The 15,722-nt window shown below is 47.5% G+C and carries 11 protein-coding genes; 7 read left to right on the top strand and 4 right to left on the bottom strand.

All coding sequences use genetic code 11. The annotated features are described in order from the left end of the window. Positions 1–26: 26 nt before the first annotated feature. Complete coding sequence (locus SFV55_RS18060; RefSeq protein ID WP_320030937.1) at positions 27–1,529, bottom strand: C1 family peptidase; 1,503 nt, start codon at positions 1,527–1,529, stop codon at positions 27–29. Positions 1,530–1,623: 94 nt separating this feature from the next. Further along, entirely contained in the window at positions 1,624–2,742 is a 1,119-nt protein-coding gene (locus SFV55_RS18055; protein WP_320030936.1) for a hypothetical protein, read from the bottom strand. A gap of 361 nt (positions 2,743–3,103) precedes the next feature. On the opposite strand from SFV55_RS18055, the gene ubiE reads away from it, so the two are divergent. The 5 genes from ubiE to SFV55_RS18030 all read left to right on the top strand — a co-directional run bounded on the left by ubiE (position 3,104) and on the right by SFV55_RS18030 (position 7,617). Next, on the top strand, positions 3,104–3,829 hold the full coding sequence (gene ubiE, locus SFV55_RS18050) for a bifunctional demethylmenaquinone methyltransferase/2-methoxy-6-polyprenyl-1,4-benzoquinol methylase UbiE (protein ID WP_320030935.1): 726 nt from the start codon (positions 3,104–3,106) through the stop codon (positions 3,827–3,829). Continuing rightward, positions 3,802–4,512: an outer membrane beta-barrel protein gene (locus SFV55_RS18045; RefSeq protein WP_320030934.1), complete on the top strand. Its 711-nt coding sequence runs from the start codon at positions 3,802–3,804 to the stop codon at positions 4,510–4,512. Before ubiE ends, SFV55_RS18045 begins: the two co-directional genes overlap by 28 nt. Before the next feature lie 277 nt (positions 4,513–4,789). Continuing rightward, positions 4,790–5,896, top strand: a complete 1,107-nt coding sequence (locus SFV55_RS18040; protein ID WP_320030933.1) for a Re/Si-specific NAD(P)(+) transhydrogenase subunit alpha — start codon at positions 4,790–4,792, stop codon at positions 5,894–5,896. A 14-nt stretch (positions 5,897–5,910) separates the two neighbouring features. Continuing rightward, positions 5,911–6,213 (top strand): NAD(P) transhydrogenase subunit alpha, encoded by a 303-nt coding sequence (locus SFV55_RS18035; RefSeq protein WP_320030932.1) that lies wholly within the window; start codon positions 5,911–5,913, stop codon positions 6,211–6,213. 6 nt (positions 6,214–6,219) lie between these two features. Then, complete coding sequence (locus SFV55_RS18030; RefSeq protein ID WP_320030931.1) at positions 6,220–7,617, top strand: NAD(P)(+) transhydrogenase (Re/Si-specific) subunit beta; 1,398 nt, start codon at positions 6,220–6,222, stop codon at positions 7,615–7,617. Positions 7,618–7,789: 172 nt separating this feature from the next. Here SFV55_RS18030 and SFV55_RS18025 read toward each other — a convergent pair whose 3' ends face one another. Continuing rightward, positions 7,790–8,437, bottom strand: coding sequence for a DUF6498-containing protein (locus tag SFV55_RS18025; protein ID WP_320030930.1), 648 nt, complete (start codon positions 8,435–8,437; stop codon positions 7,790–7,792). 98 nt (positions 8,438–8,535) lie between these two features. Here SFV55_RS18025 and SFV55_RS18020 point away from each other — a divergent pair, with 98 nt between their 5' ends. Both SFV55_RS18020 and SFV55_RS18015 read left to right on the top strand, forming a co-directional pair. Next, positions 8,536–11,763 (top strand): S41 family peptidase, encoded by a 3,228-nt coding sequence (locus tag SFV55_RS18020; protein WP_320030929.1) that lies wholly within the window; start codon positions 8,536–8,538, stop codon positions 11,761–11,763. A 198-nt stretch (positions 11,764–11,961) separates the two neighbouring features. After that, complete coding sequence (locus SFV55_RS18015) at positions 11,962–12,414, top strand: nuclear transport factor 2 family protein (protein WP_320030928.1); 453 nt, start codon at positions 11,962–11,964, stop codon at positions 12,412–12,414. Positions 12,415–13,164: 750 nt separating this feature from the next. Here SFV55_RS18015 and SFV55_RS18010 read toward each other — a convergent pair. Continuing rightward, positions 13,165–15,264, bottom strand: coding sequence for a COR domain-containing protein (locus SFV55_RS18010; RefSeq protein WP_320030927.1), 2,100 nt, complete (start codon positions 15,262–15,264; stop codon positions 13,165–13,167). Positions 15,265–15,722: the final 458 nt, after the last annotated feature.

Here is a 15,722-nt window from a genome sequence, read left to right as displayed (position 1 = left end):
AAGTTAATTTTTCTGCGTAACAACGTCTATTTGGCGTCTACTTCTAGAAGCAAAGGCACAATATAGCCATCACCCCGAGTAGATGCCTCAAAAGCCATTCTTCGAGGATGATAACGAATATCGCTGGGTGGAATCGCATGTCGATTGAGGGTTCTTAACAAATGTTGCCAAAAATCGCCCTGATATTGCGCCAAAACCTGTGCTAAACCCTTCAAATCGTTGATGGGCCGCTTACTGTATAGCACAATCAGGCGGTCTGTTCCAGGATTGGCAATTTTCAGCGCCTTGTTCGGTCCGGGAACCAATAAAGTGCTGCCCTGACTGAGCACCAAAGCACTGGTGTTTTGGCCACTGAACTTATCATTAAGCGCCTCCTGCCGTGGAAAATGCACATGGACTTGCCTTTGGGCATCGATGCTGAGTACGTAAAGGTATTCCTCCTCTTTGAGGGTGTTGACTTCCAGTTGGAACAATTGCCCCACCGGCCAATCGGTTTTATTGAGCACATAGCGTCCATTCTGAAAACGGACGCTGTCTAGCTCAAACTGGGCCTGGTTGCTATAATTGTCATAGCCAGTAAAATGCTGGAAGCTGAAGGCACCGCCCAATTGAACCAAGGGACGTGTTTCCACTATGGCGTTACCTGCCTGGTTCCCTGCACTTGCCTGGCTTCCAGCTTGCATACCTGACTGTGTATTACTCAATTGAATGATGTATGCATACTTACAAAACTGGGCAAAATGTTCGTATTTCACCCAAATGTAGCCCTTGTCGCCCCAGTTTTGCCCCCAACTATTGAAAAGGCGAAAAGCACCCGCGCGGTCGTCATAACCCACCACCACCATAGCGTGGCCGCCCGCAGGGGTCACATTGCCCAATTCGGGCCACCAAAACTTGGCATTGGCCATGTTGTAAAAATTGCGGCGGACATTCATACCAATGATGACGGCTTTAAAACCAGCAAGGGCATTTTTAACCTGTTTGACCTTGGTTTCAAAAGAGGCATCACTTTCAAACAAAGTCAAATAATCACTTACGGCAAAGCGAGTAGCCATTTGGGTCAAATTGGGAGCGGGCGCTTTTTGACAATCGTTGACGTCAAAATCAAATTCTTTGGCCAGGCAGTCTCCTCTTTCTTTGAGGAAGCGTAAGGCATCGGTAAGGCGGGCCCCTTTGGCACAATCCTGTTTGACCTGATTGAAGACAAAAAGTGCGGAATGGGCATTCTCATTGATCAGCTGGCGGTCGATGCAGCGGTTGTGGATGGCCCGTTGGATAGTCATGCCCGCGTAGCCAACTGCCCAGCCTACACAGGAATAGATGTCGCCTTGGTGGCGGACTTCCGGACAAAATTTTTCCAAACTGACTGCTACAGGCAGATCAGCTTTGCTATTGACTTGTGCATCCAGTCGTTGGGTTTGATTGTAAGTAGTTTCGTCGTCCAAAATCAAACCAGCAGGGTACTCCTGGGCAAAAGTGTAGCTCAGCAAAAATAAGTTAATGAGGATGAGGAAAAACAGCCGTTTCATGGTTTTAAAGTTTGAGGGCTCAGGGTTGCGTTTTTTGATTGTAGAAGGTTCCTAAGCAGGAGATTTGAATTTGAGCTCAGGAACCCCCACACGCTTAGTTGTTGTTTTTAATCGGAGCTGTAGTGTTCTCCTTGACTTTGGGTGGTACTGCGCCAGGCTGGTTTTTCACAGGTTGTTTGCCCGGAGGTATGGCAGGTTTGCCTTTTTGACCGGCTCCATCGTATTTGAAAGGGTCTTTGGCCAAATTGGAAGTACTGTCAATGGGAGGCATGGTGGTGATGGTATCTCCTGGCAGTGGTGCCGGAGTGGTTGTTCCAGGATTGGTATTCCAGGGGTCGGTGGTGGTTCCAGTGTTGTTGGTATTGGTGGTGGTATTGTTCCAGGTTCCAGTGTTGTTGGTGTTGTTCCAATTTCCGGTATTGTTGGTATTGTTCCAGTCGGTTCCAGTGTTGTTGGTGGTGTTGTTCCAGGAATTGTTGTTGTAATTGCTGTTGTTGTTTAGGTTGTTCCAGCTATTGTTCAGGTTGTTCAAGTCTGTCGCTGGGAAGCCGTTGGCATTGGGGTTATTGGTTTGAATGTCGTGGTATTGGATGTAATCGGTGTAGTGATCACCATTGCCTTCACCAGACTGGACTTCATTCCAATAGCGCCAACGGTGGGGTTTTATCAGGTGTTGGTTGAGGTAATCCTCGGTATACATGCGGGCTTCACGTTGCATTTGAGCAAAATATACGGTGAGACCACGGGTGAGGTTGATCAATTCAGTAACGATCAATAATAGTGCGCTACCATCAATCTGATCAGCAGTTGCATCGGCCAGGGTTTGTTGAAAATGCATGGAATAAAACTCCTGCAATTCAATTAGGCGCAGTTTTAGGCCATCGGAGTACAAGTCGGGCATTCCTTCAATGGATTTCAGTTTTTTGGGATCAAGGAAATCCTGCTTGATGCCTTCCAGGATTTTATTGGCCCGTTGGGCAGTTTGGTTGAATGCAGTACGTACTTTGGCCACATCATCTGGTTTCATCTTTTGCTCCTTGGCGATAACATTCATGGCTGCACTCTCGGCTTCCAGTTTCAAATCGTGAAACTTGACCATAAATTCAGTGTTTAGAAATTTGCCCAAGGCGGGAGCCAATTTCTTATTGGGTTGAGCGCTCAATCCATTGATGAGCGATAAAGTGGCGATGAGGATACACAGATGGGTTTTCATGACAGTTGAATTTTGTTTGATGTGTTGAAAAGCCAGGCTTGCGTTCCCAGCCTGATGGTCTTTTTTTAAAAAAATGCAGAAAAGAATAAAAAGTGAGGAGCAAAGACGAGGAGGCTATGAGGTAATTATCACATTTTCAACAAACTTACAAAAAAAAGGGGAGTATTGCCCAGTTTTTTATTCCAGGATGTTACAATCGTCCAAAAGGGAAAAACTATATTTTCCATAAGACCTACCAACTAAATAACAACTACAGATTTTGAGCTTGTTTAAACTAAAAATGGTGGTTTCTGTTTCACTATTCGCTTTTCATTATTCGCTTTGCACATTTAATGTAATTTTGCACAAATTTTTTTCCAACATGGGTCAAATTACCCCTTACAATGAGCAAGAATCCAAAACCAAGCAGGTTTCCCGCATGTTTGACCGGATTGCTCCTTACTACGATTTCCTCAACCACTTTTTGTCTTTGGGCATTGATCGGGGTTGGCGACGTAAAGCCATTAAAGAAGTCGCTGAAAATCAGCCTCAACGCATTCTAGACATCGCTACAGGAACCGCAGATTTAGCCATTGCTATGGCTGAACAAATCAAACCCCAGGAAATCATTGGGGTGGACATTGCTCCAAAGATGTTGGAAATCGGGCAGGTGAAAGTACGCGATAAGGGTTTGAACAAAATCGTACACCTTGAAGACGGTGACTCTCAAGAGTTGCATTTCAAAGACGATCAATTCGATGTAGTCACTGCCGCATTTGGCGTTCGCAACTTTGAAAACCTGGAACAGGGGCTCTCTGAAATGTACCGGGTACTCAAACCTGGAGGCAAAATTGTAGTCCTGGAATTCTCCCAACCCAAACTTTTTCCCTTCAAACAAATATTTAATGCCTACTTCAAATACATGTTGCCACTGATTGGGCGTTTTACCTCCAATGACCAAAGGGCGTATTCCTATTTGTACGAGTCCGTGCAGGTATTCCCCGAAGGGCAGGCATTCCTGAACATATTTGAGAAAACTGGATTTAAATCTAACCGATGCACTGCATTAACTCTGGGCGTTTGTTCCATTTACGTTGGGTTCAAGTAATTGCGATAGTGGTTTTGGCCGTAGGTAGTTTACAAGCACAGAAATACCGAGGCAATCCTAACTTTTTGGATTTCAATCAAAAGCCATACTATTTTGGCATCACGCTGGGGATCAATTCCTCCAATTTTAAACCCTTTCGCTCCAAGCAGTTTTTGATGAGCGACAGCATCCAAACCGTCGAATCAGTAACCGGGCCAGGCTTCAACCTTGGGATCGTCACCAACCTGAAAATGGGAGATTATTTCGATTTCCGCTTTTTGCCCACCCTCTCTTTTGCCGAACGGAACATCAATTACGATAAAGCGAGCCGTTTCCGCGATTTTAGTCAGCGTACTGTAGAATCCGTATTTGTAGAAATGCCCTTTCAGGTGCGTTACAAATCGGCGCCTTTTCACGACAAAAGGGTATTTGTAATTGCCGGGGTAAAATATTCTTTTGACGTAGCGAGTGATTCCCGCTCCAAACAAGCTGAAACGCTGGTACGTATCTCCCCTTCCGACTTTCAGTTGGAATACGGGGCTGGTTTGCAGTTCTTTTTCCCTTTCTTCATTTTTTCACCTGAGTTGAAGATCTCCCAGGGAATCGGCAACACTTTGATTTACAATCCTGCATTGCAAGAATCAACGGTTCTGGAAAAATTGCTCTCCCGTACCTTTACGATATCCCTACACTTCGAAGGTTAATCTATCTTGATTGACTTGTAAAAAAAGAATGGAGCCTGATGCAATTTGTCATCAGGCTCCATTCTTTTTTTCACCTATTCATTGCGCTGTTTGACTTAGCTTTCCGCTCTCAAACCACATGAGTCCCTGTCGGCGTTTTGTAACATTGAAAAAACAATCGAGTAAAAAGCCGCGAATTTGCCCAATTTTATTTCCCTAAAAATGTGGATTTGTCAATATAGATGCTAACATTGTAATTGATTTCAACTCTGATCCTAACCTAACTTTTTTTAATTCTATGAAAATAGGTGCCATTAAGGAAACTAGGCCAGATGAAAACCGGGTTGCTCTATCGCCAACTGTATGCAAACAATTGATTAAGAACGGATTTGAATGCGTCATCGAAAGTGGTGCCGGACTCAACTCCTTCTTTTCCGACGAAGCCTACGTTGAAGCGGGTGCAACAATCCTTTCTTCTGCCAGTGAAGTATTCAATTCCGCTGACGTATTGTGTAAGTTAAACCCTCCCAACGAGGAGGAGATTGAAAAACTCCGCGCAGGTACAGTCCTCATCTCTTTCGTCTACCACATGACCAATAAGGATCTGGTAGAAAAGATCAATGCCCGCCAAGTTGCCTTGTTTAGTATGGACGCCATCCCGCGCATCTCCCGCGCCCAAACGATGGATGCCCTCAGTTCCCAGGCCAATCTCGCTGGATACAAGGCCGTCACTATTGCTGCTAACGAATCGGGTAAAATTTTTCCGATGCTGATGACTGCAGCAGGTACCATTACCCCCTCAAAAGTACTCATTTTTGGGGCTGGCGTGGCTGGGCTGCAAGCCATTGGTACGGCCCGGCGTTTGGGCGCAGTGGTGGAAGTGACCGACATACGGCCTGAAACCAAGGAGGAAGTGGAATCCCTGGGGGGCAAGTTCATCTCTTTTGACACGGGCAATGGCGTAAAAATTGAAGGCGGCTACGTCAAAGAAGCTGGCGAAGATGTGCTGACCCGTCAAAGGGAAATCCTCAAAAAACACCTGGCAGTAGCAGATGTGGTGATCACCACCGCGCAGGTTCCCGGGCGAAAAGCGCCGGTTTTGGTCACCGAAGACATGGTTAAGGTGATGAAAACGGGATCTGTCATCGTAGACATGGCGGTAGAACAGGGCGGCAACTGCGAACTCAGCGAAGTAGGGAAAGCGGTGGTGAAACACGGGGTAAAAATTGTCGGTTATGCCAATTTACCTTCTTTGTTGGCCCCCAATGCCAGTGAAAGTTATGCCAAAAACGTATATGCTTTTGTGACCCATTTGGCCAGCAATGAAGGCTTCAAATGGGACATGAGCGATGAAATCACGGTGGGAACCCTCATTTGCCGCGATGGCCAAATCCTTAAACCCTAAATTTTACACATCAGATGCAAGCAATTTTTCAATTTATATCCGAACATCAGTTGATGATTTACCTGATCGTCCTGATGATTTTTGTGGGCGTTGAACTCATCGAAAAAGTTCCGTCCGTATTGCACACCCCGCTGATGAGTGGGGCCAATGCCATTCACGGCGTCATTATTATTGGGTCCATTATTGTGATGGGGCAGGCGGAAAACCTATTCGCTACCATCCTGGGCTTCATTGCCGTGTTTTTGGGTACCCTCAACGTAGTCGGCGGCTTTGTAGTGACCGACCGGATGTTGGAAATGTTCAAAAAGAAAAAATAAGCCGCCGTGAAACTATCAATTCTTGATTTCATCTATATCCTTTCTGCCTTCAGCTTTGTATTTGGCATCAAGCTGTTGGGCAAACCCAGCACGGCTCGGCGAGGCAACACGATTGCTGCCGCAGGGATGACCGTTGCTATTTTAGGCACCATTTTCCTGAATGATTCCGTGATGGTCAAAAACTATCCCTGGATTTTTGGTGCCTTGATTCTGGGCTCCATCGTGGGTACCTTAATGGCCAAACGGGTACAAATGACCCAAATGCCCCAAATGGTCTCATTTTTCAACGGAATGGGGGGTGCGTGTGCAGCCTTGATTTCGATTGTGGAGTACGATCATTTTTTGAGTCATTCCAGTGGAGGTGATTCCGCCAGAGTTGTGATTTTGCTATTGGGCCTGATCATTGGCTCGGTTTCCTTTTCGGGTTCCATGATCGCATTTGGCAAACTGGAGGAAAAGATCAAAGACCTGCACCTTCCCGCTCAACAAGTGATCAACATGGTGGTTTTGCTCGCCATTGTGGCTCTGGTGGTTGGTATGGCAACGGGCTATTTGAGTAATCCTGCTTTCATTTACCTGATTTTGGGCCTGAGTTTGATTTATGGGCTATTGTTCGTGTTCCCAATCGGTGGTGCGGATATGCCCGTGGTCATTTCGCTGCTCAATTCCTTTACCGGGGTAGCGACCGCCTTTGGTGGCTTTTTGTACGACAACAAGGTAATGCTCTTCGGTGGTATCCTGGTTGGAAGTGCTGGTACCTTGCTCACGGTGATGATGTGCAAAGCCATGAACCGCTCTTTGACCAATGTGCTCCTGGGCAATTTTGGTGGTGGAAGTGTTGCAGCAGCAGCGGGCAAAACCGTTACGGGTTCCATCAAGGAAGTCAGCGCCTCGGATGCAGCCATTTTGATGAAATACAGTAAAAAGGTCATTGTGGTACCTGGTTATGGCCTAGCGGTAGCGCAGGCTCAGCACGTTTGCCATGAACTGGAGAGCTGCCTGGAAGCGGAGGGGGTGGAAGTCAAATACGCCATCCACCCGGTTGCTGGGCGGATGCCGGGACACATGAACATCTTGCTGGCTGAAAGTAATGTCAGTTACGATAAATTGGTGGAGATGGAAGCCATTAATCCCGAATTCAAAACGACCGATGTGGTGCTGGTGGTAGGCGCCAACGACGTGGTGAATCCAGCGGCAAAAACCGATCCAAGTTCGCCCATTTACGGCATGCCCATCCTGGATGTTGAAGATGCTGCAAACATCATTGTCATGAAGCGGAGCATGCGCTCTGGGTATGCGGGCATTGAAAACGAGCTATTCTACTCTCCTAAAAACCGGATGCTTTTTGGTGATGCCAAAAAGATGATGACGGAGTTGGTGAATGAGTTGAAGGCTTCGGCGTAGGGGTTCACCATACGATGTTTTTTGATTCGGCTTCGCCAAATCTATGCACTTTGCGCTTTATTTTCAAAAGCGACAACAATAGCAGCGCGGGTGACACGGATAAATCCGCTTTATCCGTGTCACCCGCGCTGCTATTGTTGTCGCTTTTGTATTAAGATGCGGAGCATCCTCCTCAATCCTGACTGCTCACCTGCACCTCCTTTATCCTGCCTGCCCGGTTAAAACCCATATCCACCAAAAACTTGGCACTCGCCACCGCCAAACCTACCCATTTCGAGTCCGACCAGGCCGGGTATTTCGGCAATAAATGCATGGTAACGGGCATGATGATTGCCAACAAGACCAGCAAATAGACAAAAGTTTTCATCAGTTCCCCCGCTGGATGCGCCATTTTAAAGCTCCCGTTGGCAAAATAATTCAAAACCAATCCGGCCAGATAATTCACCAACAAGACAATGATTTGTGGTTGCAAGCCTGCCACACCACTGTTGTCTTTGCTATCGGTATCAATACCTTTGATGGTAAAAGTGACGGTGAGCATAATAAACGCAATACCCAAAAAAGCACCTGCCCCGGTCCAGAAGACCCGCATCAAAAGGGTGCTAAAAAAAGGCTTGCCCTGCAAAGCAAAAAAGGCCCGGATCAAACTGGCCCCCACAATAAAAATCACTTCAAACCAGAGTAGCCAAACCACCGTCTCCAGTTTCCAGCCCAGGAAAAAGAGGCCAAATAAATTGACCAAAAAACCAATCACTCCCATCCAGAGGGGATGCATGGTTGGGGTGTTGAACCACGGTTTGTCGATAAGAGAAGCTTTCATACAATGGATTTGAAAGTTGGGGGAGCCTGAGGCTACCAAAGATAAATCTCTTTTTTATATTGCCAGTTATTTACACATCACCAACTAGTTTATACCCAATGCAAAACCAAGTAACCCGACTGTTCTTACTCTGGGCGACCCTTTTCATGAGTTGCCAGTCTGCTTTTACCCAAAATACTCCTTCCTGGCTGCGTTACCCATCCATTTCACCTGACGGCAAAACGGTAGTGTTTACCTACAAAGGTGACCTATGGAAAGTATCCGCTGAAGGCGGCAATGCCAGCCCTCTGACCTTTCACGAAGCCCATGATTTTATGCCAGTATGGTCCAAAGACGGCAAAACGATTTGCTTCGCCTCCGACCGTTTTGGCAATTTTGACCTCTTCAGCATTCCTGCCGAAGGGGGCGAAGCCAAACGTTTGACCTTCCACTCGGCCAATGAATACCCCTATGATTTCAGCAGCGACGACAAAAACATCGTCTTTGGTTCTGCCCGCATGGATTTGGCCAGCAACCGCCAGTACCCCACCGGATCGCAACCAGAATTGTATCAGGTTTCCGTTAACGGGGGCAAAGTGACTATGCTCCTGCCCACTCCTGCCGAAGATGTGAAATACAACAAGGACGGCAGCAAAATGGTCTACCACGACAAAAAAGGGGGCGAAAACGCCTGGCGAAAGCACCATACCTCCTCGATTGCCCGAGATCTATGGATTTATGACAGCAAAACCCAAAAACATACCAAGCTAACGACTTTTAATGGTGAAGACCGCAACCCGGTTTTTACCGACAATGACAAAAGCATCGTTTACCTCAGCGAGGCCAATGGTTCTTTCAACGTGCACAAATTTGCGCTTGACAATCCAAGCAAGGTGGAAGCCTTGACCAGCTTCAAAAAACACCCGGTGCGTTTCCTCAGCCAGGCCAAGGATGGCACCCTCTGCTTCAGCTACGCGGGCAACCTGTACACCATGAGCCCCAAAGGAAAGCCCGTACAGCTCAAAATCAACATTGCTGCGGATGTCCGCCGCAACAACGAACAAATCGTGCCAGTGAGCGCGGGTGCCCGCGACATGGCCGTTTCCTCCAATGGCAAGGAGGTCGCCTTTGTGTTTCGAGGCGAAGTATTCGTCACTTCAGTGGAAGGTGGCGTAACCAAACGCATCACCAATACGCCCGAGCAAGAACGCAGCGTGAGCTTTTCTCCAGATGGCAAAGCCCTGCTCTACTCCTCCGAACGCGGCAACAGCTGGAAAATCTACGAAACCAAAATCAGCCGCAGCGAAGAACCTTACTTTTACGCCTCTACCCTATTGAAAGAGACGGCAATCATCGAAAACGCCAAGGAGAACTACCAACCACAATATTCACCAGACGGCAAGGAAATTGCCTTCATCGAAGACCGCATGACCCTCAAGGTGTACAACATCGCCAGCAAACAAACGCGGACCCTGCTCACCGATCAGGAGCTGTTTTCGATGGGCGACAACGACCAGTATTTCTCCTGGAGCCCCGATGGCAAATGGATTCTGTTCGACTACAGCGTACCTGGGGTGCCAACCGGAGAAATTGGCATCATTCCGAGCAATGGCAAGGGCAAAGTGATCAACCTGACCGAAAGTGGCTTCCAGGACTTTCGGCCAAAGTGGATTTTGGGCGGCAAGGCCATGGTATGGTTCAGCAATCGTGATGGTTTGAAAGCGGTAGCGCAAAGTGGTGGCTCGCAGGTTGATGCCTACGCCTTATTTTTCACCCAGGAAGCCTTTGACAAGTACCGCCTGAGCAAAGAAGATGCAGCCCTGGTCAAAGAAATGGAGGAAAAAGCTACGAAAGCCGATACCACCAAGAAAAAAGACAGCCCGAAAAAGGATAGCATTGTACTCGACTTCGATGACCTGGCCTTGCGCAAAGTCAAACTCACCATTCACTCCTCCAACATGGCCGATGTACTGGTGAGCAAGGACGGCGAAACTTTGTACTACCTGGCGCGTTTTGAGCGGGGCTACAACCTCTGGAGCACCAACCTGCGTACCAAAGAAACCAAAATGTTGATCAGCCTCAATTCCAATGGCGGTGGCTCGATGGTGTGGGACAAGGAGCAAAAAAACATCTTCCTGAATACCGATGGCCGCATTGTCAAAATTGATCCGGCCGCTTCCAAACAGGAAAACATTGGCATCAATAGCGAAATGGTGCTGAATGTGGCCGCCGAACGCGCCTTTATGTTTGAACACGTGTGGCGCCGTACCAAAAAGACCTTCTACACTGCCAGTTTCCATGGGGTGGATTGGGATAGCTACAAGCCGGATTACCTGCAGTTTTTGCCCCACGTAGGCAACAATTACGAATTTGCGGAACTGCTCTCCGAAATGTTGGGCGAGCTGAACATCTCCCACACTGGGGCCAGTTTTAATTCTGTCAACCCCAATGGCGACCAAACGGCTTCCCTGGGGGCATTTTATGATCAGAATTACACGGGTGCCGGGGTGCGGATTGAAGAAATTGTCAAAAACGGCCCACTGGACAAGGCCAGTTTGAACCTGCAGGCTGGGGCCATCATCGAGGCCATCGACGGTGAGACCATCGTAGCAGGCCGGGATTTGGCGCAATACCTGAACCGCAAGGCGGGAAAAAATACCCTGCTTAGTGTACTGGAAGGCACTAGTCGTCGGGAACTAATCGTAAAACCAATCACCATTGGGGAAGAAAACGGCCTGTTGTACCGCCGCTGGGTGCTGCGCAACCAGGAGGAAGTGGAAAAACTCTCCAATGGCCAACTGGGCTACGTACACATCCCCGGCATGAACGACGGCGCCTATCGCACGACCTACGAGGACGTGATGGGCAAATACGCCAACAAAAAAGGCATCGTGATCGATACGCGCTTCAACGGCGGCGGCGACCTGGTGGCCGACCTGGCAACCTTCTTGTCGGGCAAAAAATTCATGGACTATACCACGGATACCCGCAGCATCGGCTATGAGCCCAATTACCGCTGGACCAAACCGAGCATCTCGCTGGTCAACGAAGCGAATTATTCGGACGGCCACTGCTACGCCTTTGCGATGCAAGATCAAAAAATCGGTAAACTGGTGGGCCAACAGGTGCCGGGCACTTGCACCTTCGCGAGTTGGGAATCGCTGCAAGACAACAGCATCCGCTGGGGGGTACCTCCAGTGGGCGTAAAAGCCATGAATGGCAAATACCTGGAAAACTGGCCGACGGAGCCGGATATTAAGGTGTGGAACGAATACGAGGTGGTGTGGAAAGGCAAGGATCAGCAGCTGGAGGCGGCGGTGAAGGCGCTGCTGGGAGAGTTGAAGTAGTTTTTTTCTTACTTCAAAATTCATCATTCGCCTTTTACTTCAAAACTCGTAAGTCATGTACTCTTAACTCGTCACTCAGTTATAAGTTTTTTTTGAGTGACGAGTTAAGAATACATGACTTATGAGTTTTGAAGTGGGGAGGCAAACACTTCACCGAAGGTGGCTGCTAAACTTTTACATTTCTTCAATACCTCAATCATGACAAAAAAAATCTGCTTTTCCCTCCTGTTCCTCCTCTCCCTCACTTCCGGTTTTTCCCAAAACCTGCAAAAGGACAGCTCGGCAATCCGGCAGGTGCTGACCGGATTTTTTGAGGTTTTCACCAATCCGGACATTAAGCATTTTGACAACAATTGTGTCCCCAACTTCGAACTGTACGACATGGGTGAAATTTGGAACCGCGAAACCATCGCCAAATACGTCCAAAACGTACAAAGTAAACCCAAAGACTGGACCCGTACCAACCGCTTCGAATTCATCAAATTCAATTTCCGCAAAAATATCGCCTGGGTGAGTTACCACAACTACGCCGTCATCAACAACTCAAAAACCAATACGACGAGGAATATCCATTGGTTGGAAAGTATGATTTTGGAAAAGATGAAGGGGAGGTGGGTGCTGGTGCAGATGCATTCGACTTTGGTGGAGTGAGGGGGGATTAAGATGAAGGATTTTTTTGATTGGGGAGTACTTGAATACATGAGTTGCGAGCTTTGAAGTGGGGAGGCAGCCTGGGAGCTTGCTTGTTTTTTGTGGTCGTTTTTGAACTGGCGACCAAGGTCGATGTATGTGGCAATTTTTTTAATCGTGTAACCGCGGGAGCGGTTGAATCTTGCATAGCCGCGGTCGTCCGCGGTCTTGGCGTGTACGGGTGGTTTAGCAACCGCGGGAGCGGTTGAATTTCGCTCCGATTTGTTCAACCGCTCCCGCGGTTGTTATACATTCCGCATGGCATTTTACCGCGGACGACCGCGGCTATGCAAGGTTGAATCGCTCCGCGATTCTGGGGTTTTCTGGTATTTTATTGATTCGTAGTCAAACCTGAATTTTGAATTAATTTCATTGAATACCAAGTAACTAATAAATTTTTCGAACAATTCATTTCACACCCTAAACATATTTTTACCGCAGAGTTTCTCAGAGTACACACAGAGTTTCTCAGAGTTTAGGCCACCTTCGGTGGTAAAGATTACACAGAGGCGCATTAAATGAACACCATTGGAACAAACAATCAAATTTTAAAAGCGCCGGGGCTCCAGCCACCGGAGGTGGCAAAACTCAAAAAAACTAAAAAAACTGTGCGAAACTCTGTGTGTACTCTGAGAAACTCTGCGGTTAAAAATCCATTAATTCAAAACTCACCTTAGTCAAATAAAAATGGAGGAAAACTGACCGTACCCCTTACCCCATCTTATTCCGCATTTTTTCAAGCTGCTCCTGCTTCCGCTGCTTTGCTTTTGCCAATGCGGGTCGCAAACGTTCTGATACTTTGGTCCAGGCATCGTCGCGTTTATTTTTGGGCAAGGAATAGATCCATTCTCCAGGTACTCCCTGGATTTCGGATAACGGTAAATCCTGCCAATCGGTCTTCCGCCACATTACCGGAACAATCGTTTTTTCTCCTTTTTGATGCGCTTGCAAAGCCGCGCCAAATTCCGTTTGGTAACAAAAATCAGAAGCTACAAAATCGGCGCTGACCAAACAAATGACGATATCCGACTCGGCCATCTGCTGAAAAATCTCCTTGCGCCATTCTTCCCCCGCATCGATGTCGCGGTCGTCCCAAAGTTGGAGTTTTTGTAGGCGTACAAGTGGAGACAGGGCAGTACGCAGTTCCTTAAGGGCATCCAAATCTTTGTGGGAGTAGGAAACAAATGCTTTGATGGGGAGTTGTTCTACCGCATCGCGCATGATCGCTTCTTCAACCCCTTCCAGCAAATCCGCTACTTTCAGCTTCTTTTTAACTTGCCACACAAAAAGCTCCTTTTCGCCCGCTTTTTCTGCTTCTACCAATCCTTCGTAATCTAAAAACTCTTTACTTTCTGGGATGGGCACGAGTTCGTTGTAGGCCAATTTCGTAAACCCTTCCACAATCTCCTTCACCGTTTCGCGGATATAACTCAAAAAACGCCGCCGTTCCTCGCCACAAGCTTCTATCCGAATTTTTTGGTCTTCCTTATCCCAACGCACCCTGGCCAAGGCCTTAAACACATTGGGCTTGTGCAGAATCATACCCGTGCGCCAACGTTTGGCGTCCTGAATAAAGGTATGCAGCTTGACCATCAGGCGCGGGAAAATACTGTCGGGCATAAAATCGGGAAAGTGGATCACAAATTGCAGCATGGCCCCTTCCGCTTGCCAATCTGGCGCAGCAACGGGCAACAATTGCGGGATGACATAACTCCGGTTTTCCAACATAAAACACAACTCAAACTCCTCCATCACCCGCACGATGTAGTGCAATTTGTCTTTGGGGTAGCTGAACTGCCGCTCAGTCGTATCACTTTTTTGATAACGCGGATCGTTGATGACTGCATCAAAATCGATTTCGCGCAGAATGCCCTCATTTTCCACCACTTTGCTGGAGTTGATGATGCGGTACACCCCATTGGTCAGCCAAAGGGGATTGAGGATTTGGGTATCAAAATACTGTAGGTTGCGGAAGTTGATCACCACCCCTAGATCGTGTAAAAACTGCAAGAGCACATCCTGACTGACTTGCCGACTTACCCCTTTTTCTATGCATACTTTTTGGTACTCCACTGAGCCAATATAATCAGCCTCCATATTGGAAAAATGTTCTTTGACCGCCAGCCAGTTCTTGGGAAAAGGCGTCAGGCGAGTGGTGGCACCATCGATGGCCTGACGCAGGGCTTCTTTAAAATCTAAAAGCCCTCGGTCACTTTCTGTTTTGCAGGACACCCGGAAAAAGGCTTTGATTTGAGGATATTTCTCCTGCAGGGTTTTGCGCTCCACCTCAAAGGATGGATTTTCATCTATTTTATTCAGCACCACCAAGACCGGAGAATTGCCCCCAAAACTGGCGGCATGTTTGAGCCATTTTTCGGCCAGGTCGTCATTGCGGCTGTTGAGCAAAAGTACATAGACACTACGCTGCGAAAGGAAAAACTGGTGGGTGGCGTGCATGACTTCTTGCCCGCCAAAATCCCAGAGGTGGGCGGTGACCTGATCGCCATCGTTCATTTCAAAAGGCACTTTGCGGATGCGGATGCCGTGGGTTTGGCTTTCTTTGCTGTCGAAGTCTTCGCCCATCAGTCGTTTGACAAGTGAGGTTTTGCCCGCGGAGGCTTCGCCCAGGAAAATGACTTTGGCTTCGTTGAGGCGGCGGCCATCTGTGCCAAGTTCTTCGAAGTAGTCGCGGACGGCCTCGGGGGAGTGTTGGGCAATTTCGACGGGGGGGCAGATGAGGGGGCAGTCTTTGACGAGGATGGCGGGGTGTTTATTGAAATTTTGCGGATCCTCCTCGAAGTATTCCCCCAAACCTTGCCACTTTACTGGGATGCCTTTTTGAATTAAAGGTAAAATTGGGTTTAAGTCAAAGACATTTGAGTGTGCACAGAAAAGATGAGTCAAGTTACTAAGATTTGTGAGAGTCCGTAACTCGCTGATTTGAGTATTCAATAAATTAAGATAGGTTAGTTTGTTAAGATTCATGATTGGATCTAATTGCCTGATTCGATTGCGCCAGGTATAAAGAACTATCAAATTGTAAAGGTTTGAGATTGGGCTGAGGTCACTAATTTGATTGCCTCCAAAATTAAGTTCTGACAAATTGCTGAGATTTGCGATGGGATTTAATTCTACTTTGTCAGATTAGAAATATAGTAAATTTATGGGGTTTAAATCAAAAAAAGATGACTGAAAAAAACTGGAATCCTACGTTAGTTGCTACGGTGGCTACTTTGTCCGAGGCAAACGTTCAGTCTTGGGGCATTGTC

This window comes from Haliscomenobacter sp. (genome assembly GCF_033763495.1).
Taxonomy (GTDB): Bacteria; Bacteroidota; Bacteroidia; order Chitinophagales; family Saprospiraceae; genus Haliscomenobacter.
This window is presented reverse-complemented; position numbering and strand designations above follow the sequence as displayed.

Bases quoted from the DNA above. Each gene is read 5' to 3' on its own strand.
- SFV55_RS18060 (WP_320030937.1), bottom strand. From the start codon at position 1,529: ATGAAACGGCTGTTTTTCCTCATCCTCATTAACTTATTTTTGCTGAGC.
- SFV55_RS18055 (WP_320030936.1), bottom strand. From the start codon at position 2,742: ATGAAAACCCATCTGTGTATCCTCATCGCCACTTTATCGCTCATCAAT.
- ubiE (WP_320030935.1), top strand. From the start codon at position 3,104: ATGGGTCAAATTACCCCTTACAATGAGCAAGAATCCAAAACCAAGCAG.
- SFV55_RS18040 (WP_320030933.1), top strand. From the start codon at position 4,790: ATGAAAATAGGTGCCATTAAGGAAACTAGGCCAGATGAAAACCGGGTT.
- SFV55_RS18035 (WP_320030932.1), top strand. From the start codon at position 5,911: ATGCAAGCAATTTTTCAATTTATATCCGAACATCAGTTGATGATTTAC.
- SFV55_RS18025 (WP_320030930.1), bottom strand. From the start codon at position 8,437: ATGAAAGCTTCTCTTATCGACAAACCGTGGTTCAACACCCCAACCATG.
- SFV55_RS18020 (WP_320030929.1), top strand. From the start codon at position 8,536: ATGCAAAACCAAGTAACCCGACTGTTCTTACTCTGGGCGACCCTTTTC.
- SFV55_RS18015 (WP_320030928.1), top strand. From the start codon at position 11,962: ATGACAAAAAAAATCTGCTTTTCCCTCCTGTTCCTCCTCTCCCTCACT.